Annotated in this window: 35 protein-coding genes and 1 pseudogene; 30 read left to right on the forward strand and 6 right to left on the reverse strand. The window is 45.5% G+C overall.

The window, feature by feature from the left end:
- The first annotated feature begins 197 nt into the window (after positions 1-197).
- Genes G9F50_RS11365 through G9F50_RS11375 form a run of 3 tightly spaced genes read left to right on the forward strand, consistent with a single transcriptional unit; the run spans position 198 to position 1,737 of the window.
- Complete coding sequence (locus G9F50_RS11365; protein ID WP_003151928.1) at positions 198-473, forward strand: YutD family protein; 276 nt, start codon at positions 198-200, stop codon at positions 471-473.
- Positions 474-498: 25 nt separating this feature from the next.
- On the forward strand, positions 499-933 hold the full coding sequence (locus G9F50_RS11370) for a DUF86 domain-containing protein (RefSeq protein WP_060561904.1): 435 nt from the start codon (positions 499-501) through the stop codon (positions 931-933).
- A gap of 33 nt (positions 934-966) precedes the next feature.
- Positions 967-1,737: a TIGR01457 family HAD-type hydrolase gene (locus tag G9F50_RS11375; protein WP_060561903.1), complete on the forward strand. Its 771-nt coding sequence runs from the start codon at positions 967-969 to the stop codon at positions 1,735-1,737.
- 26 nt (positions 1,738-1,763) lie between these two features.
- Here the strand turns inward: G9F50_RS11375 and G9F50_RS11380 are convergent, their stop codons facing one another.
- Positions 1,764-2,264: a phosphatidylglycerophosphatase A family protein gene (locus tag G9F50_RS11380; RefSeq protein WP_060561902.1), complete on the reverse strand. Its 501-nt coding sequence runs from the start codon at positions 2,262-2,264 to the stop codon at positions 1,764-1,766.
- 154 nt (positions 2,265-2,418) lie between these two features.
- Here G9F50_RS11380 and cotNH point away from each other — a divergent pair, with 154 nt between their 5' ends.
- From cotNH to G9F50_RS11405, 5 genes are all read left to right on the forward strand, one after another.
- The gene (gene cotNH, locus G9F50_RS11385; protein WP_101536283.1) at positions 2,419-3,435 is read left to right on the forward strand and encodes a spore coat-associated protein CotNH; all 1,017 of its coding nucleotides are present in this window, start codon (positions 2,419-2,421) and stop codon (positions 3,433-3,435) included.
- 201 nt (positions 3,436-3,636) lie between these two features.
- Positions 3,637-4,938: a homoserine dehydrogenase gene (locus G9F50_RS11390; protein ID WP_003151938.1), complete on the forward strand. Its 1,302-nt coding sequence runs from the start codon at positions 3,637-3,639 to the stop codon at positions 4,936-4,938.
- A complete protein-coding gene (gene thrC / locus G9F50_RS11395) occupies positions 4,938-5,996 on the forward strand; it encodes a threonine synthase (protein WP_007408726.1) in 1,059 nt (352 codons plus the stop codon). Before G9F50_RS11390 ends, thrC begins: the two co-directional genes overlap by 1 nt.
- Positions 5,993-6,922, forward strand: coding sequence for a homoserine kinase (gene thrB, locus G9F50_RS11400; RefSeq protein WP_060561900.1), 930 nt, complete (start codon positions 5,993-5,995; stop codon positions 6,920-6,922). The genes thrC and thrB overlap by 4 nt, the downstream gene beginning before the upstream one ends.
- A 102-nt stretch (positions 6,923-7,024) precedes the next feature.
- Positions 7,025-9,001 (forward strand): S9 family peptidase, encoded by a 1,977-nt coding sequence (locus tag G9F50_RS11405; RefSeq protein WP_060561899.1) that lies wholly within the window; start codon positions 7,025-7,027, stop codon positions 8,999-9,001.
- 40 nt (positions 9,002-9,041) lie between these two features.
- Here G9F50_RS11405 and G9F50_RS11410 read toward each other — a convergent pair whose 3' ends face one another.
- The gene (locus tag G9F50_RS11410) at positions 9,042-9,377 is read right to left on the reverse strand and encodes a NifU family protein (RefSeq protein ID WP_169510385.1); all 336 of its coding nucleotides are present in this window, start codon (positions 9,375-9,377) and stop codon (positions 9,042-9,044) included.
- Between the two features lie 79 nt (positions 9,378-9,456).
- Here G9F50_RS11410 and G9F50_RS11415 point away from each other — a divergent pair, with 79 nt between their 5' ends.
- Entirely contained in the window at positions 9,457-9,783 is a 327-nt protein-coding gene (locus G9F50_RS11415) for a YuzD family protein (RefSeq protein WP_015240509.1), read from the forward strand.
- A 37-nt stretch (positions 9,784-9,820) separates the two neighbouring features.
- Here G9F50_RS11415 and G9F50_RS11420 read toward each other — a convergent pair whose 3' ends face one another.
- On the reverse strand, positions 9,821-10,888 hold the full coding sequence (locus G9F50_RS11420) for an NAD(P)/FAD-dependent oxidoreductase (RefSeq protein WP_060561898.1): 1,068 nt from the start codon (positions 10,886-10,888) through the stop codon (positions 9,821-9,823).
- A 266-nt stretch (positions 10,889-11,154) separates the two neighbouring features.
- On the opposite strand from G9F50_RS11420, the gene G9F50_RS11425 reads away from it, so the two are divergent.
- The 7 genes from G9F50_RS11425 (at position 11,155) to G9F50_RS11455 (ending at position 17,582) form a co-directional block, all read left to right on the forward strand.
- Complete coding sequence (locus G9F50_RS11425) at positions 11,155-11,391, forward strand: YuzB family protein (RefSeq protein ID WP_007408721.1); 237 nt, start codon at positions 11,155-11,157, stop codon at positions 11,389-11,391.
- Between the two features lie 134 nt (positions 11,392-11,525).
- Positions 11,526-12,743: a NupC/NupG family nucleoside CNT transporter gene (locus G9F50_RS11430; RefSeq protein WP_012118346.1), complete on the forward strand. Its 1,218-nt coding sequence runs from the start codon at positions 11,526-11,528 to the stop codon at positions 12,741-12,743.
- 123 nt (positions 12,744-12,866) lie between these two features.
- Positions 12,867-13,721 (forward strand): diaminopimelate epimerase, encoded by an 855-nt coding sequence (dapF, locus tag G9F50_RS11435; protein ID WP_012118345.1) that lies wholly within the window; start codon positions 12,867-12,869, stop codon positions 13,719-13,721.
- A 78-nt stretch (positions 13,722-13,799) separates the two neighbouring features.
- The gene (locus G9F50_RS11440; RefSeq protein WP_003151967.1) at positions 13,800-14,162 is read left to right on the forward strand and encodes a HesB/IscA family protein; all 363 of its coding nucleotides are present in this window, start codon (positions 13,800-13,802) and stop codon (positions 14,160-14,162) included.
- Between the two features lie 230 nt (positions 14,163-14,392).
- On the forward strand, positions 14,393-15,424 hold the full coding sequence (locus G9F50_RS11445) for a tyrosine-type recombinase/integrase (protein ID WP_165417733.1): 1,032 nt from the start codon (positions 14,393-14,395) through the stop codon (positions 15,422-15,424).
- Between the two features lie 156 nt (positions 15,425-15,580).
- Entirely contained in the window at positions 15,581-16,306 is a 726-nt protein-coding gene (locus G9F50_RS11450) for a helix-turn-helix domain-containing protein (protein ID WP_165417734.1), read from the forward strand.
- A gap of 199 nt (positions 16,307-16,505) precedes the next feature.
- Positions 16,506-17,582 (forward strand): tyrosine-type recombinase/integrase, encoded by a 1,077-nt coding sequence (locus G9F50_RS11455; RefSeq protein ID WP_165417735.1) that lies wholly within the window; start codon positions 16,506-16,508, stop codon positions 17,580-17,582.
- A gap of 208 nt (positions 17,583-17,790) precedes the next feature.
- Here the strand turns inward: G9F50_RS11455 and G9F50_RS11460 are convergent, their stop codons facing one another.
- Complete coding sequence (locus tag G9F50_RS11460; RefSeq protein WP_165417736.1) at positions 17,791-18,030, reverse strand: helix-turn-helix domain-containing protein; 240 nt, start codon at positions 18,028-18,030, stop codon at positions 17,791-17,793.
- A gap of 181 nt (positions 18,031-18,211) precedes the next feature.
- On the opposite strand from G9F50_RS11460, the gene G9F50_RS11465 reads away from it, so the two are divergent.
- Positions 18,212-18,358, forward strand: a complete 147-nt coding sequence (locus G9F50_RS11465; protein WP_165410212.1) for a hypothetical protein — start codon at positions 18,212-18,214, stop codon at positions 18,356-18,358.
- 268 nt (positions 18,359-18,626) lie between these two features.
- A complete protein-coding gene (locus G9F50_RS11470) occupies positions 18,627-18,962 on the forward strand; it encodes a hypothetical protein (protein ID WP_165417737.1) in 336 nt (111 codons plus the stop codon).
- A 189-nt stretch (positions 18,963-19,151) separates the two neighbouring features.
- Here the strand turns inward: G9F50_RS11470 and G9F50_RS11475 are convergent, their stop codons facing one another.
- Complete coding sequence (locus tag G9F50_RS11475) at positions 19,152-19,367, reverse strand: helix-turn-helix domain-containing protein (RefSeq protein WP_101605383.1); 216 nt, start codon at positions 19,365-19,367, stop codon at positions 19,152-19,154.
- Between the two features lie 119 nt (positions 19,368-19,486).
- Between G9F50_RS11475 and G9F50_RS11480 the strand changes: the two genes are divergently transcribed.
- From G9F50_RS11480 to G9F50_RS11535, 12 genes and pseudogenes are all read left to right on the forward strand, one after another.
- Positions 19,487-20,662 (forward strand): AimR family lysis-lysogeny pheromone receptor, encoded by a 1,176-nt coding sequence (locus G9F50_RS11480; RefSeq protein ID WP_165417738.1) that lies wholly within the window; start codon positions 19,487-19,489, stop codon positions 20,660-20,662.
- A 391-nt stretch (positions 20,663-21,053) separates the two neighbouring features.
- Positions 21,054-21,191 carry a hypothetical protein gene (locus tag G9F50_RS11485; RefSeq protein ID WP_165417739.1) on the forward strand — a complete coding sequence of 46 codons (138 nt, stop codon included), beginning with the start codon at positions 21,054-21,056 and terminating at the stop codon, positions 21,189-21,191.
- Positions 21,184-21,726, forward strand: coding sequence for a hypothetical protein (locus tag G9F50_RS11490; protein WP_165417740.1), 543 nt, complete (start codon positions 21,184-21,186; stop codon positions 21,724-21,726). The genes G9F50_RS11485 and G9F50_RS11490 overlap by 8 nt, the downstream gene beginning before the upstream one ends.
- A 37-nt stretch (positions 21,727-21,763) precedes the next feature.
- A complete protein-coding gene (locus G9F50_RS11495; RefSeq protein WP_165417741.1) occupies positions 21,764-22,090 on the forward strand; it encodes a hypothetical protein in 327 nt (108 codons plus the stop codon).
- The gene (locus G9F50_RS11500) at positions 22,087-22,428 is read left to right on the forward strand and encodes a hypothetical protein (protein ID WP_165417742.1); all 342 of its coding nucleotides are present in this window, start codon (positions 22,087-22,089) and stop codon (positions 22,426-22,428) included. Before G9F50_RS11495 ends, G9F50_RS11500 begins: the two co-directional genes overlap by 4 nt.
- Complete coding sequence (locus G9F50_RS11505; protein ID WP_165417743.1) at positions 22,421-22,621, forward strand: hypothetical protein; 201 nt, start codon at positions 22,421-22,423, stop codon at positions 22,619-22,621. The genes G9F50_RS11500 and G9F50_RS11505 overlap by 8 nt, the downstream gene beginning before the upstream one ends.
- 411 nt (positions 22,622-23,032) lie before the next feature.
- A pseudogene (locus G9F50_RS11510) lies at positions 23,033-23,242 on the forward strand (helix-turn-helix transcriptional regulator); the annotation flags it as partial.
- Positions 23,239-23,622: a hypothetical protein gene (locus G9F50_RS11515; RefSeq protein ID WP_165417745.1), complete on the forward strand. Its 384-nt coding sequence runs from the start codon at positions 23,239-23,241 to the stop codon at positions 23,620-23,622. The pseudogene G9F50_RS11510 and the gene G9F50_RS11515, both read left to right, overlap by 4 nt.
- Before the next feature lie 67 nt (positions 23,623-23,689).
- On the forward strand, positions 23,690-24,061 hold the full coding sequence (locus G9F50_RS11520) for a sigma factor-like helix-turn-helix DNA-binding protein (protein ID WP_165417746.1): 372 nt from the start codon (positions 23,690-23,692) through the stop codon (positions 24,059-24,061).
- A 72-nt stretch (positions 24,062-24,133) separates the two neighbouring features.
- Entirely contained in the window at positions 24,134-24,946 is an 813-nt protein-coding gene (locus tag G9F50_RS11525; protein ID WP_165417747.1) for a hypothetical protein, read from the forward strand.
- 1 nt (position 24,947) lies between these two features.
- A complete protein-coding gene (locus G9F50_RS11530; RefSeq protein ID WP_165417748.1) occupies positions 24,948-25,226 on the forward strand; it encodes a hypothetical protein in 279 nt (92 codons plus the stop codon).
- Positions 25,223-25,762, forward strand: coding sequence for a hypothetical protein (locus tag G9F50_RS11535; protein ID WP_165417749.1), 540 nt, complete (start codon positions 25,223-25,225; stop codon positions 25,760-25,762). The genes G9F50_RS11530 and G9F50_RS11535 overlap by 4 nt, the downstream gene beginning before the upstream one ends.
- Positions 25,763-26,346: 584 nt before the next feature.
- On the opposite strand, the gene G9F50_RS11540 is transcribed toward G9F50_RS11535, so the two are convergent.
- Positions 26,347-26,973, reverse strand: a complete 627-nt coding sequence (locus G9F50_RS11540) for a hypothetical protein (protein WP_165417750.1) — start codon at positions 26,971-26,973, stop codon at positions 26,347-26,349.
- Between the last annotated feature and the right edge of the window lie 21 nt (positions 26,974-26,994).

The raw sequence follows: 26,994 nt of genomic DNA on the forward strand, positions 1-26,994 counted from the left end.
AACGCCGCAGGTTTTGGGTTTTTTGTGATGGAGCCGTCTGTGCAGGGAAAAAGTCATTCTTGAATAAGGATCGTCAGAACCGCTACACTGGATTAAAAGGGGAAAATTTTTCCGTCCGTCAGAACCGTCTCATTTTGCAATTGATGGACAGAAGTCAATGAATTATGATAGTAAAGAGTGATAAAAGAGGTGAAGACATGATTCTTATTCAAAATGCCGAGTTTGAACTCGTACACGATTTTAAAAACGGCTTTAATGAAGAAGCGTTCAAAGCCCGCTATTCGGACATATTAAATAAATATGATTACATTGTGGGAGACTGGGGATACAGTCAGCTGCGGCTCAAAGGCTTCTTTGATGACCAGAATCAAAAAGCAACCTTTGAAACGAAAATCAGCACATTGGACGAATACATTTACGAATACTGCAATTTCGGCTGCGCGTATTTTGTTTTAAAACGAATCAGAAAATAATTGATGCAGAAGGGGATGCTGTCACGTGTATTTTGTTGACAGAAATAATATCGAACAAACACTCCGTTTTTTTGAGACCCAGCTGGCGCTGTTTGACAGCACGCCTGCATGGCAGAGCGAAATCGAAAAAAGGGCGCTTGAGCGGATCAGCCATCTTATGATCGAATGCATTCTCGATGTCGGAAATGATATGATTGACGGCTTTATCATGCGCGATCCGGGAAGTTATGACGACATCATGGATATTCTGACGGATGAAAAGGTGGTAGCTGAGGATGAAGCGAATAAGCTGAAGCAATTGATCTCTTCCAGAAAGCAGCTTGTTCAGGAATATCAGCAAGCCGATCATCAGGAACTGTTTACGCTGATCACGTCAAACAGGGACGTGCTGAAAGCCTTTCCGGCCCGTGTAAGAACCTACCTGGAAACAGAATTAGGGCCTGTTTCCGCATTTAAATAACAACGAGTGAGAAAATCCACAGGAGTGTTGAGTATGAAGGATTATAAAGGATATTTGATAGATTTGGACGGCACAATGTACAACGGGACGGAAAAAATCGAAGAAGCGTGTGAATTCGTGAGAACGCTTAAAGCGCGCGGCATTCCGTATTTATTCGTGACGAACAATTCTTCCCGGACGCCGAAGCAGGTGGCGGACAAGCTGATGAGGTTTGACATTCCGGCATCTGAAGAGCAGGTCTTCACGACGAGCATGGCGACTGCGCAGCATATCGCCCAGCAGAAAAAAGACGCGTCGGTGTATGTGATCGGCGAAGAAGGCATCCGCCAGGCCATTGAAGAAAACGGGCTGAGCTTCGGAGAAGAAAACGCGGAATTTGTCGTTGTGGGAATCGACCGCGGCATTACATATGAAAAGTTGGCAACGGGATGCCTTGCGATCAGAAACGGCGCCCGGTTCATTTCAACAAACGGCGACGTCGCCATTCCGACTGAAAGAGGGCTTTTACCAGGGAACGGTTCGCTCACATCCGTTTTGACGGTGTCAACGGGCGTTGAGCCTGTCTTTATCGGCAAGCCTGAATCGATTATTATGGAACAGGCGATGCGTGTGCTCGGAACGGATATTTCCGAAACACTCATGGTCGGCGATAACTATGCAACGGATATTATGGCCGGCATCAATGCGGGCATGGATACGCTGCTGGTTCATACCGGAGTGACAAAGCGTGAGCATATGGCAGATTACGACCGGAAGCCGACATATGCGATTGACTCTTTAACCGAATGGATTGAACATCTATAAAAAAGGGACGGCCATGACGGCCGTCCTTATTCTGTATTTCTGGCGCTGTGGGCAAGCCGGCTTGAAGCCGCTGCTGCGATTGCGCCGACGATATCATCAAGAAACGTATGGCATTCGCCCGTAGATTTATCATTTAACCGCCCGAGAATGCCGGGTTTTTCTTTGTCAATGTAGCCGTAATTCGTAAAGCCGATTGAGCCGTATATATTCACGATAGAGAAGGCGAGCACCTCGTCAACCCCATACAGGCTTTCATCAATCGCCAGAATGGTCTGAAGCGGTTCAGACAGCTTTTTTTGTTCGGCGAGCACATCTAATTCTATTCCCGTTAAAATGGCGTTTTGCACCTCGCGTTTTGCGATGACACGGTCCACATTGAGCCTGCATACTTCCATCGTCAAATCAGGATGATATTTTTTCTGAAGGAAATACACCAGCTCGGCAATATCGTCCGTCTCAACCCCCCGTTCTTTTAAACGCGCTCTGGCGACAGCTTCCACGTGATTCAGTTGTTCCTTTTCTGACATTTGCTTCACCCAATCTTTTTTTACTAGTTTATACAACACCCTTCCGATGTGTACGATGTTTCTCCACTTGATTCAAAGGATTACAATATGTATTCATAATTCCGCCGGCGTATGACTACGATGTGAATAGCTCTAATTTTCCAGGCAGGTGATTATGATGAAAAGCATCATTAAAGAAAAGTACGGCATCCACGTCAGACAGCTTTCCGTTTATCAGAAATACCAATGCTTCCAGACGCCTAATTCCTTCTTTCTTATTATTCCCGTTTCCGGATTTTCGCAATCAGAGCTGACGGAGCTTTACTACATGAGTCAGTATTTACAAGAACAAAGTGACCCATACGTTTCAGTGTTTATCTTTACGAAGGAAGGAGAACTGACCTTTGAGGACGAAGGCAAAACGTATGCGCTCTTAAAAGCGCCGATCCCCGTCGCAAACCGGTCGTTTTCTGTCGGAGGGGAGCTTGCCGAATTTCACAGAAAAGGGCGGGGTTTTCCGTACGAAGTGAAAGAAGCGGGCAGGATCGGCCAATGGAAGGACTTATGGGGAAAACGGGTGGATCAGCTGGAATCATTCTGGATGCAGAAAATTCATATGTCTCCGCTTGAACCGTTCGAAAAGAAAATGATCGAAGCATTTCCTTATTATTCAGGCTTAGCGGAAAACGCCATTCAATATTTAGTGGATACGGAGCTGGATGACAATCCCGGCGCAGAAGACTCGGGGACAATCTGCCATCAGCGGATGGAACGGGATACCTGGTCGGAGGAATCATTGATCCGCATTCCGGGCGATTGGGTATTCGACCATGCTGCCCGTGATATTGCGGAATATATGCGCAGCACATATTTGTATCATCGTGACGACCTGCTCAAAGATGGGTTTTTGTTTCTGCAGGAATATGAGCAAATTACGCCGTTATCCTCCTTTTCCAAACGCCTGTTTTACAGCCGCCTGCTGTTTCCGCTCCATTTCTTCGAGACGGTGGAGAGCTATTACATTTCTCATGATTCTGAAAAACAGTTTTACGAAGAGCAGCTTGACTACATTCTTGCCGACTGCACCCGCTATGAACAGTTTTTACAGACATGTCACAACATGATGAATGTCAGGTCGGCGCAGGTTTTTGTCCCGCCTGTGGCGTGGCTCGGAAAAGGAATCAGTTCGTAAGAAAATATGACGTAAAAATATTTAGAAAATAGGGAATCTTGTCATATCAATGTGTTAAGCGTTTTCATAGCCGTAGAAACAATATTCAGCCGCTTGTCAAAACAAATGCGGGCTTATATAATATTTGTAACTTAAATGTCTGTGAAGGGTTAACAATTGTCCTTTTCTAGTGGACAAAAGGAAGAAAGGTGGAGTTTCTCTTTGGAAGCGATTCGTATTGGACTGTTAGGACTGGGAACCGTGGGAAGCGGAGTCGTCAAAATTATACAAGATCATCAGGATAAGCTTATGCACCAGGTCGGCTGTCCGGTGACGATCAAAAAAGTGCTAGTTAAAGATATTGATAAAAAACGAGACGCAGATCTGCCGAAAGAAGTGCTGACGACAGAAGTCTATGATGTGATCGATGACCCTGAGGTCGATGTGATTATTGAAGTCATCGGCGGTGTCGAACAGACGAAGCAATATCTTCTTGATGCCTTGAAAGCGAAAAAACATGTTGTGACCGCAAATAAAGATCTGATCGCCGTATACGGGTCAGAGCTTTTAGCCGCCGCAAAGGAAAATGGCTGTGACTTGTATTATGAAGCGAGTGTCGCCGGCGGAATCCCGATTTTACGCACGCTCGAAGAAGGCCTTTCCTCTGACCGGATCACAAAAATGATGGGAATCGTCAACGGAACGACGAACTTCATCTTAACGAAAATGATTAAAGAAAAAAGCCCGTATGAAGAAGTGCTGAAGGAAGCGCAGGATCTCGGATTCGCGGAAGCGGACCCGACCGCCGATGTAGAAGGGCTCGATGCTGCACGCAAGATGGCGATTTTAGCCCGTCTCGGCTTCTCTATGAACGTCGATCTGGACGATGTCAAAGTAAAAGGAATTTCCCGGATTACGGATGAAGACATCAGCTTCAGCAAACGGCTCGGCTATACGATGAAGCTGATCGGCATCGCCCAGCGTGATGATAATAAAATCGAAGTCAGCGTTCAGCCGACACTGCTCCCGGATCATCATCCGCTCTCTGCGGTGCATAACGAGTTTAATGCCGTTTACGTGTACGGAGAAGCCGTCGGCGAAACGATGTTTTACGGCCCCGGAGCCGGAAGCATGCCGACTGCGACATCGGTCGTTTCCGATCTGGTCGCGGTCATGAAAAACATGCGTCTCGGCGTAAACGGAAACAGCTTTGTCGCCCCGCAGTTTGAAAGAAATCTGAAGCAGCCGTCTGATATCTATGCCCAGCAGTTTTTAAGAATTCACGTCAAAGACCAGGTCGGCTCTTTTTCAAAAATCACATCGGCCTTCTCAGAGCGCGGCGTCAGCTTTGAAAAAATTCTGCAGCTGCCGATTAAAGGCCATGACGACCTCGCGGAAATCGTCATCGTCACGCATCATACATCGGAAGAAGATTTCAGTGACATTCTGCAAAACTTAAATGACCTCGAAGTCGTACAAGAAGTAAAAAGCACATATCGCGTAGAAGGGAACGGTTGGAGCTAATGTGGAAAGGACTCATCCATCAATATAAAGAATTTTTGCCGGTGACGGATCAGACGCCGGCCCTGACATTGCATGAAGGCAACACGCCGCTGATTCACCTGCCGAAACTTTCCGAAAAGCTCGGAATTGAACTGCATGTGAAAACAGAGGGCGTTAATCCGACGGGATCCTTTAAAGACCGCGGCATGGTCATGGCGGTCGCCAAAGCGAAAGAAGAAGGCAATGATACCATCATGTGCGCCTCTACAGGGAACACATCCGCGGCAGCTGCGGCATACGCGGCGAGAGCCGGCATGAAATGCATCGTCATCATCCCGGACGGAAAAATCGCCTTCGGAAAACTTGCGCAGGCCGTTATGTACGGTGCGGAAATCATCGCGATTGACGGAAACTTTGACGACGCGCTGGCCATCGTCCGGTCAATTTGCGAAAAATCACCGATTGCATTAGTGAATTCAGTAAACCCTTACCGGATTGAAGGGCAAAAAACAGCGGCCTTTGAAGTATGCGAACAGCTCGGCGAAGCGCCGGACATTCTGGCGATCCCGGTAGGAAACGCCGGGAATATCACGGCCTACTGGAAAGGGTTCAAAGAATACCATGAGAAAAACGGCACCGGACTTCCGAAGATGCGCGGTTTTGAGGCGGAAGGTTCTGCGGCTATCGTCCGCGGCGAAGTCATTAAAAATCCAGAGACCGTTGCGACGGCAATCCGAATCGGGAATCCTGCCAGCTGGGACAAAGCGGTGCTCGCTGCGGAAGAATCAGCCGGAAAAATTGATGAAGTCACAGATGAAGACATTCTTCACGCTTATCAGCTGATTGCCCGTGAAGAAGGCGTGTTTGCCGAACCGGGCTCCTGTGCATCCATCGCCGGCGTTTTGAAACAGGTGAAATCCGGTGAAATTCCAAAAGGCAGCAAGGTTGTCGCAGTTTTGACCGGAAACGGCCTGAAAGATCCGAACACGGCTGTAGACGTATCTGACATAAAACCGATCACGCTGCCGACAGATGAGGACAGTATTCTGGAATACTTAAATGGAGCGGCGCGTGTATGAATGAGGCGGAGATGCTGTTTTCCATTACGGTTCCGGGAAGCACCGCCAACTTAGGGCCTGGGTTTGATTCCGTCGGGATGGCGCTCAGCAGATATTTGAAGCTTTCGGTTTTCCGAAACGATGAATGGCAGTTCTCGGCGGAAACCGAAACTGTTGCGGGCATCCCTCAAGGAACGGACAACCTCATCTACCAAGTCGCCAAACGGACGGCTGACCGCTATCAGAAAGAGCTTCCGCCCGCCCATGTCAAAGTGTGGAGTGACATCCCCCTTGCACGGGGTCTCGGAAGCAGCGCGGCCGCTATCGTCGCCGCCATTGAGCTTGCGGATGAGTTATGCGGCCTGCAGCTGTCGGAAAGCGACAAACTGCATTTAGCGAGTCTTGAAGAGGGGCACCCTGATAATGCCGCTGCTTCTCTTGCAGGAGGGCTTGTGATCGGCCTTCACGAAGAAGATGAAACACATATCGTGCGTGTTTCCGAAGCGGATATCGATGTTGTGGCAGTGATTCCGTTTTACGAAGTTCTGACCAGGGACGCAAGAGACGTGCTCCCGAAAGAGCTGCCGTACCGGCACGCCGTTAAAGCAAGCGCCGTCAGCAACCTTCTCGTTGCTGCGATCATGTCAAATGACTGGGCGCTCGCCGGGAAAATGATGAGAAAAGACATCCTCCATCAGCCGTACCGCGCCATGCTTGTTCCTGAGCTTTCAAAGGTGGAACATGCGGCCGAAATGAAAGGCGCTTACGGAACGGCGCTGAGCGGAGCGGGACCGACGATTCTTGTCCTGATTGAAAAAGGAAAGGGAGAAGAGCTGAGAAAACAGCTTTCTGAGCATTTCCCCCACTGTGAGATTGCGGCGCTTACCGTCCCGTCAGAAGGAAGCGTAATTGAACGGAATCCTTTAGAACAGGTGAAAAGTGTATAATGATAAAAAAGCGTTCTTCCCATCAGAGAAGGACGCTTTCTTTTTCTGGAGAAGGATTTTTATTTAGGGAAGCGAAATAAAAAAGAAAAGGAGGAGAAACGATTGAAAAAACTCATAACCGAGGAGGACATTGCGACTCTCGTATCCGTGACAGACCCGCAATATGCCCCTGACGGCAGAAGAGCCGCTTACGTCCGGACAACAGTCAATCATAAGCGTGATTCCTATTCCTCAGCCATTATGGTATATGACACAGAATCCGGCATCTCAAACCCGTGGACTTTCGGGGACAACAGAAATACAAGTCCGCGGTGGTCACCTGACGGACGGCGCCTCGCCTTTGTTTCTGACAGGGAGAACGGCATCCCACAGCTGTACATCATCAACGCTGCCGGAGGAGAGGCGGAGCAGGCGGCCGATATTCCTTGGGGCGTATCAGATCCGATATGGGCGCCCGACGGCAGATCCGTGCTTGTGTCCGTCAGTCTGACATCAGCGGAGCGCGCCGATGAGAAAGAAAAAAAGAAGCATGACGAGTATGAGCCGGTTGACATTCAGTCATTAACATATAAACGTGACGGGAAAGGCCTGCTGAACGGAAGCTGGGCCCAGCTTGTGCTGATTCATCTTGAAACGGGGGAGATTCGGCAGCTGACGGATCATGAAGCGGATCATTATGGCGCGGCCTTTTCACCGGATGGCAGGCAGCTTGCGTTTACCGCCAATTTATGCGAGCCGGGTGACGCCGGAAAGCCGAGCGATGTCTATCTGATGAATCTGGCGGACGGAAGCCTGAAGCAGATTACACCGCACCGCGGTTCTTTCGGTTCCTGCGTGTTTTCACCGGACGGTTCTTATATCGCGATGCTGGGCCATGAAAATGAATTTCGCAATGCGACTTTAGAGAAGGCGTGGCTGTACGACGTGAAAACTGAGCGGCTCTCCTGCCTGACCGACATGCTGGATGTTCATTTGAGCGATGCGCTGATTGCGGATTCAATCATAGGAGGAGTGACGCCCCGGCCGGTATGGACAAACGACGGGCAGGGTTTTTACGTTCTCGGGAGCGAGCAGGGAAGCACCGGTATTTATTATATCTCGATTGACGGCCTCGTATATCCGATCCGACTAGAAGAAGAGTATGTGAACGGTTTTGCTTTTCATCCTGATCAGAAAAGCTGTATCGCTGTCATTGCCAAACCCGCACAGCCTTCCGGGCTTTACAGCATTTCGCTCGAAGATGGGGAAGAGAAGCAATTGACATCCGACAATGATCGGTTTATTGAGGAGCGCATCATATCCGTGCCGGAAAAGCTGCAATATGAAACAAAGGACGGGCTGACGGTAAACGGCTGGTTTTTAAAGCCCGCCGTTTTTGAAGAGGATCAAACTTATCCGCTCATTCTATACATACACGGCGGGCCTCACATGATGTACGGCCATACGTATTTTCACGAATTCCAAGTGCTGGCCGCACAAGGATATGCTGTCGTGTATGTCAACCCGAGAGGAAGCCACGGCTACGGGCAGGATTTTGTCAATCGTGTCAGGGGTGATTACGGAGGCGGAGATTACCGTGATGTCATGCAGGCGGTAGATGAAGCCGTTCAGGCGTATCCGTTTATTGACAGCGGCCGTCTCGGTGTGACGGGCGGAAGCTACGGAGGGTTTATGACAAATTGGATTGTCGGGCAGACCGGCCGTTTTAAAGCAGCCGTCACGCAGCGCTCCATTTCAAATTGGTTCAGCTTCCACGGTGTCAGCGATATCGGTTTCTTTTTTACTGACTGGCAGCTCGGACATGATTTGTTTGAGGAAGCGGATAAGCTTTGGGATCGTTCTCCTGTAAAATATGCGTCCCGTGTTTCGACGCCACTTTTGATCCTGCATGGTGAGCGAGATGACCGCTGTCCGATAGAGCAGGCGGAGCAGCTCTTTACCGCATTGAAGAAACTGAACAAAACGACGTCGTTCATCCGATTTCCGAAAGCTACGCATGAGCTGTCGAGAAGCGGCCATCCGGAACAGCGGATGAAACGCATCCGTTATATTTGTTCATGGTTTGATGACTATTTGTAAAAAATAAAAAACCAGGCTGTCATGCAGCCTGGTTTTATGATTAAAATACTTGTTCTACTTCAACGACACCCGGTACTTCTTCAAGAAGGGCGCGTTCGATTCCGGCTTTCAGCGTAATCGTTGAACTTGGGCAGCTGCCGCATGCGCCAAGGAGGCGAAGCTTTACAATGCCTTCGTCTACATCAACAAGCTCACAGTCACCGCCGTCACGAAGCAGAAACGGACGTAATTTATCCAATACTTCCTGTACTTGCTCTTTCATTTCAACCTCAGTCATGAGATTCGCTCCTTTCATATACATAAAACCATTATATTCACAGTAACGGTAAAAATCTAATGTTTGGTTTGCAAAGCTGCTTTCCCCATTATAGCATATTTAAACTTGAACATAAAAACCGTTTTTTATACAAAAGCTGCCTCGTCCTTTGTATACTGGTGTAAAGGGGATGATATACATGACAAAGCCGGTTACGCTCAGTGTTTACGGCGCTGAAACGCTCTGCGCAAGCTGCGTGAATATGCCGAGCGCCAAAGATACGTTTGAATGGCTGGAGGCGGCGCTGCAACGGAAATATCCGGAGCAGCCTTTTCACATGCGGTATATTGATATTGACGCACCGCCTCAGCAAAAGGAGACAGAAGAGCTTGCGGAGCGCATCAGAAACGATGAATTTTTCTATCCGCTCGTGCTGGTGGAGGATGTCATTGTGGGGGAAGGGAATCCGCATTTAAAAGATATATATGAAGAAATGGAAAAGCGCGGCTATGTTGCGGGCTCTTAAAAATGGCCGCTGATCGCAATCAGCGGCTTTTTTCTTATCAGCCGTTATGATGCTTGTACATCCATAAAAGGCCTGATTTTAATAAACGGGGCACACGCCCGATGAGCGGACGGTCGTTGACAAGACCGAAGCCCGCTTTTTTTCCGAGTGAACCGAGAACGCCTTTCAGCTTAAATTGCGGCATTGTTTCCGGCAGCTCTTCATTGTTCCAGCGTTTCAGGAGGATCTGCACAATTTGTTCCGCTTGCGCTTCAGCCAGCTGGGCGCTCGGCGCATGCGGCAGGCTCGCGCAATCACCGACGACGTAAACATGCTCATCGCCCGGAAGGTTGTGATGCGGTGTTAAAATGATGCGGCCCTGCGGATCTTTTTCAGCGTCCAGTTCTCTGACGGCTTTATTCGGCTGAATTCCCGCCGTCCACACGATGGCATCGGCCGGTATTCCTTCATCATGATTATAAACGATCCCGTCTTCCACTTTTGTAATATTCGCATTATTGATAATGGTGACGCCGTGTTCTTCAAACCATTTCTGTACATACTTGCTGAGTCTTTTCGGAAAGCTTGATAAAATCAGGTCGCCCCGGTCAAATAACATAATCTTCAGATCGTCACGGCTCTCTCTTAATTCACTGGCAAGCTCCACGCCGCTTAATCCCGCTCCGACGATAGCGACAGATGCATTGGCGCCGAGGTTGTTCAGCTTTTGATAGGCTTCGCGTGACTGATCAATGGTCTGAATGCTGTAAGTATGTTCCGGCGCGCCGGGCACGTTATGATACTTATCCTCGCAGCCCAGTCCGATCACCGCGTCATCGTAAGAAATCGGTTCGCGGTCATGAAACAGAACCTGTTTGTTTTTCGTGTCGATGGAAGCCACCTCACCGTATTGAACATCCAGATTCGGATGCTCAGGAAAAGACACCCTGATATGATGATCAGAAATCGTGCCGGCGGCGAGCGCATAATATTCTGTTTTTAAGCAGTGATACGGGTTTCTGTCAATCAGCGTGATGGATATATCTGACGGAAGCTGGTTCGGCAGTAAGCGGTGCAGCACCCGCATGTTTCCGTAACCCCCGCCGATCAAGACCAATTTTTTCATAATGATTCCCCTTTTGCCCGAAAAATATGGTAGTCAATGTTGTTACAAAATAACGAACTATGTAAAATAACATCTAGAATTATATCGAATTTGACCTAAAACCACAATAATAGTTTTAAAATAACCTACAAATTGACCAGAAAACACGTAATAGTAAAACCTTTAACCTGAATTAATATGTTACGATAACATTGAGTGTGAAACCGGATCTTTGACGAATAGAGGAAATTCCGTTAGGATAAGGTACATATGTGAGGTGAAACCGCATGAATCCGATGATTGAATTCTGTGTCAGCAATTTAGCGCGCGGTTCCCAGGAAGCACTTGAGATCTTAGAGAAGGATCCGAACTTGGACGTGCTTGAATACGGCTGTTTAAGCTATTGCGGGAAATGCATGGAGTCCCTGTTCGCCCTGGTCAACGGCGAAGTGGTCACGGGAGGCACGCCTGCTGAACTGGTTGACAACATATATACGTTCATAGAAGAAAATCCGATGTTTTAATCAGAGGCTCCGAATGGGGTCTCTTTTTTTATTGCGCCCGGGTTTTGGCAAAATAAAAAATTTGTAGACAGCAAAAATAAATATTGTTATCTTAATAAAGACTTTTTTTAAATAAAATTTTAGAGGTGGATTCATTGAATATCGTTTGGGGGCTGCTCGGGGCAGTTGCTATATTAGCCATTGCTTTTTTGTTATCAGAGAAGAAAAGCAAAATTAACCTGCGAACCGTCATTGTCGGTTTATGTTTACAAATGGCCTTCGGATTCATCGTATTAAAGTGGGACGCCGGACGGGCCGTATTTTTATGGTTCTCAAGCCGTGTGCAGCTTCTCATTGATTATGCGAACGAAGGCATCAGCTTTATTTTTGGCCCGCTGTTAAAAGTGGGCAGCAGCCCGGCTTTTGCGCTGAGCGTTCTGCCGGTCATTATCTTTTTCTCAGCGCTGATTGCCGTTTTGTATCACTTGAAAATCATGCAGCTCATCTTTCGCGTCATCGGAGGCGGACTGTCAAAACTTCTTGGGACAAGCAGAACGGAATCGCTTGCGGCGGCTGCGAATATTTTTGTCGGACAGTCTGAATCACCGCTTGCCATTAAACCGCTGATTGCGGGATTGACCCGTTCCGAGCTGTTTACGATTATGACGAGCGGCCTTTCGGCTGTAGCGGGTTCGACGCTTTTCGGTTACGCCCTGTTAGGCATTCCGATCGAATACTTGCTGGCGGCCAGCTTTATGGCGGCTCCCGCCGGTCTCGTGTTCGGAAAAATTTTAATACCTGAAACGGAAAAAACGCAGACGATAAAAGGCGATTTTAATATGGACGAAGAAGGCGAAGGCGCCGCTAATGTGATTGATGCAGCGGCAAAAGGCGCGTCCACGGGCCTTCAGATTGCTCTAAATGTCGGCGCCATGCTGCTTGCGTTTGTCGCGCTCATCGCCGTAGTGAACGGAATTCTCGGCGGAATCGGCGGCTGGTTCGGTTTCAAACATATTACATTAGAATCCATTCTCGGTTACGTGTTTTCACCGATCGCATTTGTAATCGGCGTTCCTTGGCATGAAGCGCTCGGAGCGGGAAGCTATATCGGACAGAAACTAGTGCTGAATGAGTTTGTCGCTTATTCAAACTTCGGTCCGCATATTGCGGACTTTTCTAAAAAAACGTCTACGATTATCAGCTTTGCGCTGTGCGGATTTGCCAACTTCTCTTCGATTGCGATTATGCTCGGCACACTGGGCGGTTTGGCCCCAAGCCGCCGTTCGGACATTGCGCGCCTCGGATTAAGAGCGGTTATTGCGGGAACACTCGCAAACCTTCTCAGCGCGGCGATTGCCGGCATGTTTATTTAGTAAACGATAAAAGCTCCCTGCATATGCAGGGAGCTTTTATGTATGAAAAACGGGGGATATTTGTATTGTGTCCGAGCAGAAGAGCTTTTATACTAAGTAAAAGAAAAAAAGTTGGAGGCCGATATGAATTCATTCCGTTTTACCAAGATGCACGGTCTTGGAAACAGTTATATATATGTAAATCAATTTGAAGAACAGCTGCCGGAAGAACGGCTGGCTGAGATTGCCGTTAAAGTGTCCAGCATTCACACGGGCATCGGCTCTGACGGAATGATCCTCATCTGTCCGTCAGAAAAAGCGCCCGTCAAAATGCGGATTTTTAATAATGACGGCTCAGAAGGGAAAAATTGCGGCAACGGCCTTCGCTGTGTGGCAAAGTACGCATACGAACATAAGCTGACAGAAGAAACGTCCTTTTTCATTGAGACGCTTTCAGGTCTAGTGAAAGCAGACATTACAGAGGACAACGGGATTGTGCGTGAAGTCGCCGTCGATATGGGCGAACCGCGCCTCACCAAAAAAGAGCTGCCGATGCTCGGCAATGAAGATGAACGGACGATCGATGAAACCTTTGTTTTTGGAGAAACGGAGCTTTCCGGAACAGCCGTATCAATGGGAAACCCCCATATTGTTTTTCCGGTTGCGGATATCAATCAAGCGCCTCTTACAACGCTCGGTCCCGTCATTGAAAAAGACCCGAGATTTCCGGAAGGCGTCAATGTCGAATTTGTGGAAACCGTCAGCGCCGATGAACTTCATTTCCGCGTATGGGAACGCGGCTCCGGCATTACACAGGCTTGCGGAACAGGCGCCTGTGCGGCGGCTGTCGCATCCGTATTGAACGGTGTTTCCGAACGAAACCGGGATATCACCGTTCATTTAGCGGGAGGCGACCTTGTGATTAATTGGCAGGACAACGGGCACGTACTGATGACGGGACCCGCCGAAACCGTATGCAGCGGCGTCTATTATTTGTAAACAGCTCGTTTGAGAAATACTCTCCTCAAGGTTTATAATAGATATCAGCATCCGTTTTTAAAAAAAGGAGGTCTACCTATGAGTGTTCCAGTAACCATCACTGAAGCAGCGGCTTTGCATATAAAAGATATGATGAAAGAGCATGAAGAAGAAAACGCGTTTCTCCGTGTGGGCGTAAAAGGCGGCGGCTGCAGCGGCCTGTCTTACGGAATGGGATTTGAGCACGAAAAAGGCGAAAAAGACAGCATGTTTGAACAGCACGGAATCACCGTTTTGGTCGACAGCGAAAGCCTTGATATTATGACCGGCACGATCATTGACTTCAAACAGTCCATGATGGGCGGCGGTTTCACCATTGACAACCCGAATGCCATCGCTTCCTGCGGCTGCGGTTCATCTTTCCGCACGGCCAAAAACGCCGGTACGCCGGAAGAGTGCTAAGGGTCAACCCGCTGGTATATCAACGTTTTTCTACTCGATCCTATTTCCGAGATATGAATCGATCATCTAATCGGAAACTGAATCGGAGGATTACGGATTGCAGTGAAAAATCCGCGATTAATCGTTATTATTCGGAATAAAAACAACCCTGTTTTACGGTTGTTAGGATTGTTGATGACGCTTTTCTTAGCGATGTAACTTAAACCATCGTTAAGGGAGGCGTTTTTATTATGGCGTTAAATAAGAAACGACGAAGAGTTACGAATGTTTCGGCGGACAAAAAAGACTACCCGCGGTTACTACTTAGCGAAGCATTAGAGATCGCTTTGGCTGGTAAAAGAACGGAAGGACTTCGCGAAAGAACGCTCACAGATTATAGAAAGATGTGGCGGTATTTTACCGAATGGCTTAACGACAACTACGAAGTTACATATATCGATGAGATCACCACGGAGATTTTAAGGAACTATATTAACTACATGAAATACGACAAGCCGCGGTATCACGGGCACAAGTATATAAAATCAGACGATAATAAAGTCGGACTTTCAGATACGACGATAAATATTAATTTGCGGACAATTAAAGCGCTGTTTAATTATCTTGACCGCGAAGAGTTGATCGAGGTAAATCCGGCTTCACGCGTTAAGCTGCTCCGGCAGGACATCGATCTTACAAACTGTTTTACTGATGATGAAATTAAAGACATATTGCGGCAACCGAATTTACGGGATTATGTGGGCTTTCGTGATTACTGCGCTATGAATTGTTTGCTAGATTCCGGGCTTCGCATCGAGGAGTTGTTGAGTCTACGCGAAAAAGATATAGATTTTTCAAGCCGATTCATAACGATTAACGCCGATGTTAGTAAAAACAGAAAGCATCGGTTAGTGCCTATATCTGCTCATTGCGTAAAGCTTTTGCTACAGCTTATCACAGAAAATAAATCACACTTTACGACTGATCGTATTTTTCTATCCAGTTATGGCGAGCCCTTGGGCGCAAATCATTTTAATAAGAGGCTGAAGTATTATGCGGAAAAAGCCGGTGTAAAAGATAAGAAGGTTACTGCGCACGTATACCGTCATACTTGGGCTAAAACGATGATACTAAACGGCTGTGATCCGTTCACGTTACAGAAGATCGGAGGATGGTCGGACATTAGAACAATGCGTCGTTATATACAAATGGATACGAGAGCAATGAGAAGAAGCCACGACGACTTTTCACCGCTGACGACAATTAGAAAGAAAAAAGCCTAAAAACAAAAAAAAGAACGCCATCCACCGGAAATAAATCCGATAGATAGAACGTCCTACCCTACGTCTATCTTATCGAAAATAAGCGTACTTGTCAACGCTTATTTAAGTGCGCCCATTTTCCGACGGACCGGCGTCTCTTATCGAGGAGAGAGCCGAATGTACACGAAAGAAGCCTCTAAAATAGCGTCGTTCCGTTCAGTGGACGAGCTTAACGGCGCCATCCGCACGCACATATACCGCAATAAATCAGATCTAACGCCTGCCGCAATTGAGGTTCTAAAGGTGTTGTCTCGTCATGCCGTCAAAACGCCGGGCGTGGCGTACCTGAAGCTCGCCTCTATCGCGGAATTAATCGGCAAGCACCGCGTAACAGTTATTCGGGCGATTAAACGTTTAGTCGATCTCGGCATTATCCGCAAAGAAATTAAATACCGGCCAGTATCCGGCGGCAACGGCGCAAATATGTACGTTATCCTGCCGGCGGCCGATGTTACTCCGTCTGTGTTACCCCGCCAAGAAGCCGAAAAGCCAACGGAGACAAAGCCGGAAGCGCCGAAACGGGAGAACGAAGCTGTTATTTCTCAAAGCAAATTAAAGTTCTTACAGAATACGTATGCTGCGTTTAAGTCTGCGGTCAATACGTTTGTCAGCGATCGGAAATTAACGAGCAAGCTGTACGGCATATACCTTGCGCATACGTCGTATTTAAAAGGCGTGTATGCTGCCGGTACGCTTCAAGAAATCGGTCTGGAAGCCGTTCGTCAAACGTTTATAGCGACTAAACGGAAGTCTATCCGCAACTTGGCCGGCTATTATAATGGCGTGCTTGACCGGATGCTTGACCGTTTGTTTGATGCGCGATTTGATTCGTTAACGTCATAGCGTCTGTTTTCGTTGCTTCTTCGTTTTGTTATCGAGGCTCTTCGTTCGTTTTTCGTTAGAATTCAAGGATTAATTACCTATTATCGTTCGTCTTTTACGGGAAAACGATTGTTTTCATTTAGTTAAATAGGGTTATTTTTCGTTATTACTCTTATATTTAATGTCTACTTTCGGTAATCTCAAATGGGAGGCGATTTTTATGCATTCAGAAAATCGAAAAGGTAAGCGCGTGAAAAGAAAAATGAAAATGGAGCGTACAAATATTCATTCGATAGAGGAATTATTTGAACGCTTAGTGCGTGCCAAGCGCGCTGAGAATGTCGTTCAGGAAACGATCGATAAGTACATGCGTGCTTGTCGGTATCTAACGAAGTACGCGGAAGAGATCGGAGTGTCCGCAGACATACGTCATATTGACGTTGACTTTGCGCGCGGGTTTGTCGCGTGGCTGATTAACGATAAAATAAAGTTCGACGGGCATAATTTCAAATTGGACGAGCATAAGACGCAGGGGTTATCTCCGCGGTCAGTTAACGACTATATCAAAACCATACGGACGTTCTTTCGTTTTTTGATCGATGAGGATTTGGCTATGGAAAATCCTTTTTTGAAGTTGAAACTCCTTACAGAACCGCAAGATGTTATTGAGATATTGACCAAATCAGAACTTAGACAATTACTAGCTGCACCATACCTAAGGTCCTATCCAGAATTCCGAGACTTCGTAATTATGACTTGTTTAATCGATTCTTTGTGTAGGGTAGGCGAGATACTTTCGTTGAAAATTGAAAATATAGACTTTTCTTCAAACTTTTTAATATTAGAAGGGACAAATACGAAAACCCGAAAAGGAAGACTAATACCTTTACAAGGTAGGACAGTGAGGCTTATAAAAGAACTGATTAAAGAGAACGAAGAATTCGATAGTGAGTATGTTTTTCTAGCAAACTACGGTGAGAAGATGACAACTAATAACTTTAGGCAGCGTTTGAACAACTATGCTGATCGGGCCGGCATCAAAAAGCGCGTGCATCCTCATTTGTTGCGTCATACCGGGGCAACTATGTTTTTAGAAGCCGGAGGAGACATTCGGCATTTACAGATGATACTTGGACATAATGATCTTCGAATGATCAAGAGGTATACGCATTTATCCGGAAAATCGTTGAAAGAACAGCACGATAAATTTTCGCCTCTTGTGCAAATCAGTAGTAAGGCTGGTCGTAAGAGAAAAGTTAACAACGATACGGATAAAAACTTTAGAAAATTACCTTGAGAATTATAATTTAGTAAGACGTCTTAGACGAAAAGATATATCGACATTTTGAATAGATCGAAGTGTAGGGCTCGCAATAACCAGCCATGCCTGCCGAGGATGGCCGCCCCGAACTCATGGGGTGGCGGCATGTTACGCCAGTAATACGGCATAGGGTCACAAATTTTTAAACTCGGCGGGTTGCTGTGCGCATAAAAAAGACGCCAACCTATTCGTCAGCGTCTTCGTTTGGTACGAATTTTACAACTTCCTCTATTGAACAATCTAAATAATCGCATATGTAGGCTATTGTCGTGAGTGAAACAAAATCGCTCGCTGAGAATTTCGCCATCAGTGTTGGAGAGAGCTTCAGGTCATCCTTAAGCTGTTTTCGGGTTTTGTTTCTCTTTAATAAGGTCATATCAAGCGGTCTATAATCAGGTTTCAAATTCAGCTTTTTCTTAGTCATAAGTGTTACCTCCGTACGTATATCAGGTGCTTATGCGCTTATTATAACATATATGCAAATGAAAATACAAAAAAGTGTAGAAAAAATACATAAAAGTGTTGACTAAAACTACACAAAAGTGTATTCTGGTATTAGAAGGACGGCACGATAGTCCTTCAAAAACGAAAGGAGGGAACAATAATTGATTGAACTGATCACGAAGCTTTCGGTCATAACTGCATCTTGGCTAACCATTGCGAAACTCTTCTTAGAACTTCGCAAGATGCAAAAAGAATCGAAAAGCAAAAAGCGACGGCTTCCGACCAAGAAACACCGTCGCCGCACATAATCCAACGGGGGCGAAAGCCCCCAGTTCAATCAATTATACCACATATGAAAAGGATTAATACAATCGAATTGTTTCTAATTGTTGCCCTTTGCTTCTGGATCGCAAGCATGAATTTTACAGTACTTTCTGTTTTAGACTTCATCGGAATTGGCACAGCGGTCGTATATTGCGGTTTGATCGTGTGGAAATTACTGTCCCGATGAAAAACAAAACGGCGTTCGACGGTAGCGAAGTCGTCGAACGTCACTAAACGAAAGGATGGTCCGTTATGACAAACGTTATCAATAAAAACAGCCTTATTCCGGCTGAGTACGTTATATATAATTTCGCAGGGGAAGGAAAAGACTTGCGGAAGGACAAACAACTCGTTCACGTAGGCGGTAACATGGCGATTGGCTACGAAGAGGGTTGCGGTGTTTTGCTTTACGAAATGGCCGGCAATCCTGGCGCGTGGGAGATCGGAGACAATGACAACGTCTTACACGATATATACGACGACGGTTGGCTCTCCGATGTTCCAATCGAAAAGCTCGCAAGTATGTCGGTTCTTGAATTCATGCTCGCGGTTGCCGAAAGAAAAGCTCGGAAGAAGGCAGCATCGTAGCGTTTCGACATATTTGTAAACAATTACCTCTAAAATTTTTGTGACTTTCGACATAAATCGACTGAAATATTCGTAATAGTCAGGTAATATATAGAACAAGACAAGAACGTTTGTACGCTTCTGTTTCGTGGTGGCTTATGTAAGCCACTTTCCGGTTGACGGGTGATGCTTAACCCCGCCAGCGACCATCTATTCTTGCGGAATCCATTCGTACAGATCGTCTATCGTGCAATTTAAGATCTGCGCAAATGTTCGAGCAGTTCCGAGAGTCATTTCTTGTTTACCCTGTACGTACTTAGAGATATGACTCTTATCGTAACCGCTTTTGTCCGCAAGCATCGTTTGTGTAAAGCCACATTCGATTAACAAGTCGCGAAGTAGACACCGTCCTGGTCTGTACTTCACCGATTAAACACCTCCGCAAAGCTTTTATCGGGCTTTACGAAGGAAATTATAAACTATTGCCGTCTGTTTTTCTATTCGTTCCTGGATGCACAATAATTTGGAGGAAGAAGGGGAAAAGGTTGAAAAGTTTATCTGATGAAATTTTGAACTTGATTGAGGACAGCGATTTAAGTTACAAAGAGGTTGCCAACATGGCTGGAGTTTCTGCGCGTTGTATTTATGAAATAAAAAGTCGTGGAACTATAGGTTTTATAACTATGCTCAAAATCGCGCAAGTCTGTAATGGCGCGGATTATCATGAAAAAATGACTAAATGGTGTCACTTACTTACTACTACTGAAGGTATAAAACACGCCTTTGAATACGCAGCAATAAAAAGAGATATCGCACTTTTGGGTGACTTGTTAGACAATGCAGAAGGCGACGATTCATTGAGTGCGTACTATGGGATTTACAGCTTGATTTATAGATTTATGAAGAAGGAGATTGCTTTCTTAGACTTGTACGATTTGCTTAAGCAGGTTCGAATCTCGAAGGATAAAAACCTCGCGATTATAGTGGATATCTACAAATGCTATTTACTCTACTACCAAAAGGACTTTCTAGGCATTCTTCAGATGGCAAATGTAATCGAAAAAGAAATACAAAACATAGGCCAAGATAGAAGCGCTTTTTTCAGACAATGCTATATATACCGGTTGGCGGAAGTATTAATGCCGGTCCACTTGCATTTTAATAATTTTGAAGTTTCACGCAAATTTGCGAAAATTCTACTTTACAGTAATATCAGCAGTAAAACTATGTCGGATGGTTATTATTGTATTGGGATGACGTACTTGGGTAGAGATAAGGAGGTTTGTTTAAAAAGTTTAGAACGTAGTTACGAACTGATGAAGGAGATAGAGCGTTCTGATTTGATTGAAGAATCCAGAATGCACTTAGAACTAGCACGCCTGTACTATGAAGTAAAAGAAGGTGCGTCCATTAAAGGTGTGGCAGGTTTTGCAGAGAGAATGCAATTCAAAAGTGATTCGGATTTCATAAAATACTTTGAATATCGGTTAGAGAACTCACTGTCAAAACTCTATGAGGGTTATAAGTACTTTTTTAGTCGAAAGAATTTCCTGTTCGCTAATTTAATAGCCGATGACCTTGCGTATTTTGGAGTCGACTCAGCGCAAGTAGAGGCACTTAAGTCGATAAATCTAAATGAAAAGGTGGAGTTTAATTTTGAAGAAGAAGTTGTTAGCTGTTTTAGCCATTGGAGCCGTATTAGTATCGATCGGGTATCTTAACCAAAATAATCAGGCGTCAACGCAAGAGGCAAAGTCGGAATTTAAAGTGGCCGAGATAAGCCCAGGGGCATAGAAAAAACATCGCCCGCTGATAAAAATTGGCGGGTGTACTCATTGTTAAAAACGTTTTGGCGAACGCACAACAAAAAGGCCGACCCGTTGGCGCGGGCGACCCGTAAATCTCAGTTAGAAGATACAACAAACACGACATTTACACTCTTGGCGGAGTAATCGTATTTGTCATCGCTGTTACTCTCACATAACAGCATTTTTAAGCAACCAAAAAACCCGAAGGTTTAGTTACTTATTTTGTATTTTATCCGTTGTCACCGGATTTTACAAGGCGAACAGTATGCGAACACCTTCGGAAAATTGAATGGAGGTCAACGATATGCCAGTCGATTTCGCATGGATATTTCCGATATCCGCAGTAATCGTAGTGTTTATCTTAGGCTGCATGGTATGGGCGGTTTGGAAAACAGATTCCGACGCTCAAAACAACAACTTCGGAGGGTTCGATAATGAATAAATATAACGTTTCTCGTTCAGCAATAAAAAACGCGGTAGCTCGTCTCGGTCTTACAAATGCACTAGCGCCGAACGCCTTAATTAAATACGCACAAGGCGCCGCGTTCGTTTGGGCGCTCGACTCTACAAGCGGCAGCCAAGCCGTTTACGACAATTACAAAGAAAGAGTGCGCCTTGTAATCGCTGAGAACGGCACCGTCTTGGACGTTTTCCCTATTGATTACGCGCTACAGTCACCGCACAACCTCTCGGAAGAGGTACGCCAATCGCTTAAGGAATCGACTAAAAAGACTCTGATCGCGAGAAGAGACGAGATCCACCACAAATGGTGCGAAGCTGAACTCGCTTTTCACGAAAATAGTTACGAAATCGCTAAAGTGCGCTTCGAATTAATTGACGCAGGTACCGAAGAGGCTGCGGCGTTAAACAGCCGTTTAGCAGCCCTTTGCGCAGATAATAAGCGACTACATGAAGATAGATCAGCGCTTAGAAAAGAAATGACCGACTTAGAACGTGCGATTGTACCTTATATCTAAGCTTGCCGAATTACTTGCAACTAAAGGAGGAAATAACGTGGAGAAAATCAATATCACACACTTTTATTTTATGGAAGAAGGCAAGCGGATTGAGGAGACAGTCGAGGCTATTGATCTCGGTAACGGCTGCGCGCTCACAATGACCGGCAAAGATGAGCCGGATAATTTAGTAGGTATTTACTCGATATATGACGGCCCACACGGTCCGGAAATCGGCTGGCACTCCGAAATAAGCGAAAATGTGATGTATTCAACGCCAAAAAATGGACGCATTCCGGGGTTAGAGGAGATCGCAGCCATGTCCGCAGTCGAGCTTATGTTGTTCCTGACCGGTAAGTACGGAAAGGAGGCGCAACCGGCATGAGCCAGTTCCAATCGCAGAAGGTGCATCTGGTCCGACACGGATCGGCGGATTTTCCCTATAAAGAAACCCACGACGCCTATTTAATTGCAGCGGATACGGTAGCATTGTGCGACTTTGATGCGTGGGGCGGCGGCAGATTTGCGTTTTACGACACGGGCGGCCTAACGCGGAAGGATGACGGCTACCACTTATATGACGACGCACACCCGTCATCATTTGCATTCGAGTTCGCAAAGACAACGGCGGCCCTAAAGAAGCTCGACGGTAAGGAATTAGCGGATATGAGCGTTGCGGAGTTTATACGGATGTTTTTCACGGGAGGCGAAAACCGTGTATAAAGTAGGCGAAACCGTACGTTATTGGGGCGTTAAGACAGGCGGGCTGACTTGGCTTTCGGCGGAAGCTTTGACCGGTAAGATAATCGGCCGACAGCCTGAAGAATGGAGTTATAAGATCGAGGGGCAGTCGGGTACTATACATGACGTTCCGGAAAAGTTGATTGACGAAGGTTCCGAAGTTAAAGCCGGTTAAACGCCGGCTTAATTTTTTTGTCCATTTTCCGAAGTACATACGCAGTTAATAGTGACGGAAGAGAAAATTTTTAAATCGGTGATGCAGATTCGAACACAGCGATGGGGTTTTACTTGTGAAGGGAGAAAACTTAACGAAAAGGTCGTGCCAATTTGGAAGTTAATACGCAGTTAATAATGACAGTAGAAATTTGCGCGGTATTAATTTGGCGCGCATATTATCGGTTGTAAAAAGTTTTACTTCGAATGTCGCAAAATCGAATATATCGATGGGGTTTTACAGGTGAAGGAGGTAAAAAGTTTCAGCGGAAAGTGTCCGTTTTGAAAAGTAACTTTGCAGTTATTAATGAAAAGGTTGTGCCAAGTCGGTAGTTCAACTCGCAGTTATTAATGACGGCAGAAAAAGCTAAGAAGGCATCAAAATATGACACAGGAGGAATTTGCGAACTTATTAGGGATAAGCAGAAAGACAGTAAGTGCGATTGAACGTAACAAGCGTCCAGTATCAAAAAGAACAGAACACAAACTAATTCAAAAAGTCCCTATTTCAGATAGCTTTCTAAACTACAAAATGAGGCATGACAGTCTAAAAGAATTTATAAAAACGGAGGTAAGTCAATGAGTACTAAATTTGAATACTGTCATTTTTGCAAAAAGAAACATCCTCTTCGAAGTATTGCAGATAACAAAGGGAATGAGGTGGCGTTGTATTTTACGAACAAAAGGCTGGTAGTTAAATCAGACATAGCGTTGTGGGATGGCGAGGACTTATACGGTAAACTTCGCGAGTATGTAAGGAGAACCGCAGACATTAGTAGCCTAAGTCGTATTAGGCCCGATAAAATCGAAGGTTTGGCGAAGAAGTTTGCGTACACCTACTGTAAACTGCCTTATGCAAAAGAAAAACGTTTGGATTACGCATTTACTCAATACCACATACAAACGATTATTGTGCGGTTAAGGTCAGAACTAAGGGCTAAAGGGTGGGGGAAGAGTTTTTGACTTTGACTTAAGGAAAAAGGCTAAAAAGATCCAATAATATCTTAACATTAAAACGGGAGGGGACGCAATGGGTTCAGCGACAAACAGACCGGACCAACACCGCAAATATGAAGCGGACTATAAACTGAATGATTCCGAAGGTATACGCTCTCTATTGCGTGATTACCACAAGCTCTGTCATAGCCGAATAAACGGCGACTACGCGGCATCTGATATCCTCCTAGACTTAGAGGATGCGATAGACGCTGCGATGCTCACAGCGCTTCAAAAACGAGCTTTAACGCTAATCTACATCGAGGATCTTACACAAAGGGAAGCCGCCGACGAAATGGGGATTGAGAGAAGTGTTGTATCAAAACACGTAACTGCTGCCGTAAATAAAATCGCAGAAATTTACGCATATTGGGCGGATAGAGGCGAAGGCTACTGCGTTAATTGAATCAAACCGGGAGTGTATCTGCCGCACTCGACGATTTAAACTATAAAACTCAAAAACAGGGGGAATTTTTTAATGAAAAAGTTTACTGAAATCGAACGCAATCTTATTACTGTTATCTTAGACGGACGCCGCAATGATTATAAAAAGGAGCATGATTTCGAGAAGGTGTTCGGTAGAAACGCAACCATCGATCTGACGGAGGGGCGTACCTTTTTACTGGATGAGGCACTGTTTGGCGTAGATGGGCCTCCGGAAATCATTTACGACCTCTTATACGAAGTGGAGTGCGGCAATGTAAGCTATGACGTTATGATTGATGCGTTTGAAGCCGCAGTAAATGGCGATTGGGAGAACGTTCCGAGTGTCGAAGAAGCAATCGAGTTGACCGGCCACGAGCAATATAAAGTCAGCGAGAGGAAGCTGCTTTTACGTGAATTCTTCGAATCTGTCCGCAAGCTACACGCTAAGACCGAAGAAAACAGCGCAAACTTATCAACGGAGCTAAAGTTAGTCGAAGAAGTGACTCTTTCCGGCCTAGGCATTGAGCACGATAGCATTGCGGCTACTATAGACGATTTTGTATCCGGAGCCACGGCGTTAGAGGAAATGGTCGATAGTACGTACGAATTGAGCGACTGGAATACGCCGATAGACTTCGACAGCTACTTGGTATCAGTTCTTGAAGCGATTAAGATACTGCTTGTAAAAAGCGAAGGAAATCACATCGAATTATTGTTCGACGTACAAGAGATCGAAGCACTAGCGCTATATCTCGTCAATATAAGCGCAGCATCACACGATCGCCTGGACGGGAAGATTACCGAGTATTATGAACGAGAAATGCCTTTAAATGAACTAATCAATACTATTAAGGGGGAAGCGTAATATGAAGAAATACAAGATCGTTTATAAACCGACGATAAAGCCGTTATTTAAGCTCGCCGACCCTTACGATATCTATGCGTTCCCAATGCCCGAATTTACCGGGTATGGGACGGCAACAGGCGAACGGGAAGAAACGGTTACAGCGCCCAATAAGCAGATCGCTAAATCGTTGCTCGCCTGCAGTATCATGTCGGAGCATCTGGGCGCCGGCTACGATAGCACGCCGATCATTGTTCAAGCGCTACAGAATATCGTATCAATCGAGGAGGTGCGCGAATGAATAACGTATTAGCGTTTGGTGGTGGAGGCGAACAGGAACGCAAGCCAATGCCGAACGACAAAGCCGCGCTCTTAGATAATCCGCAGGGCTTCGAGGTTTACAACCGCGAGCTCATGCGGAAAGTCTTTCCGCGCTTGATTAACGAAGCCTATGACGTAGCTTATGCCGATTACAAACGCAAGCCGGAGATACGCGACGTGGTAGCGTTTTACTTTCTACTGCAGTCGTATATTGACGGTAACTATACGCGCAGTGACGGTAGCCTTAACGATAGGTTCGGCGCTTGCTTTTTAAACTACGAAACTATTCAGCAGCGCTTGCGGATTGAAAAGCACCGAATCAATTTGCTGGCCGCGATCTTAGAGACGAACGGGATTATACGGACGGCCGGACACTACGAAGGGACGAAGCGATTCAAGTGGTACTTTCCGTCATTCTGTCCGCACATAACTGACGATGGGTATATCGTTAATGAGTTCGGGGAAACGGTGCACCCGGACTTTGGCGTGTACTTGCCGAAGCGTCGCAAACGTTGATATGACGCTTCATGTGCGCAGGACACATTAACGGTGATGTGTACAGGACACACTACGGATGATGTGCGCAGGACACATTGTAAAAAGAGAAAGACGTAAAAGAGCAATACGTAAAATAGAAACAAATAATAGCGAGCCAAATGCTTACGCCTTTGACATCGCAGATATTAGTTATAAAGGATATGTAAGTAGTTAAGTACCTTATCGCGATAAAGAACTTAATATATAAATATCTGCGTACACGAAGGAGCGAAAGCGACGGAGTGGGCGCTATTCTTTTATATTAAGAAATAATACTTATAAATGCACACACGAATAGTTATCTATGTATTATGAATGGTTATATGCACACAATGTGTCGATATGCTGTCTTACGTTATGAGAACCGACATGCACATTATCGGACTTTAGCTGTCTATACGTTATGAAGAAGGCTATCGTAAAGAAGGGCGGCCACTCACGGAAATAATACCGAGGCATCAGCCGCAAATACTGGCGCCTTTCTTTAGGATAGTCATAAATATTCTTGTTTGTTAATCAACCTCGTTATAGAGTCTTATATCCAAAAACACAAAATGCAAAAATTAACTTAAGTTAAATTTATTATCGTAAAATAAGTTTAAAAGCGTATTGTATAAATCAGGAAGTTCTTTTTCGTACATCCCAGTGTCAGTTAGATTTATAACTATATGGGTTTCTAAATTACGGTGGTATTTTCTTACGAATTCAAGCCTTCTTATAAACATCTCTACTGCAAGATCTTTATGGGAGTTACTCTGCAGTAACTTGTCTTTTAATTTATGTATACACTTATTTAACGTTATCGTATTGATATCACCTAAATATCGGTAACTAAGCCTGTTAAAGATAGATTGCAACCACTCGTTGTTACTTGCAGTAATCTTGAAAATACTGTTAATCGAATTTTCCCTAGTATCCGATTTATAGGCTTTAAATATATTGATTTTTAATTTAATGCAAACAGCTTTAATTAGATATTCTAGGCCTACATTAGCAAGGATTTTAAATGAATGAGTTTTTTCCACGGAATGTAAATCGCTGATTACTTTAAATTGGTTGATATCTTTTTGATAATACCAAAATACCTCATCCTTAACTAAACCAACTGCATTTTTAATTAAAAATTCGTCTATGTTTGATAGATCTTGTATAGGGTTTAAACCTTCGGTAGGTTGCCATTTAGGGGCCAATATTTATATCGCTCCTTCTAT

This window comes from Bacillus sp. EKM206B, from assembly GCF_011066015.1.
GTDB lineage: Bacteria > Bacillota > Bacilli > Bacillales > Bacillaceae > Bacillus > Bacillus velezensis.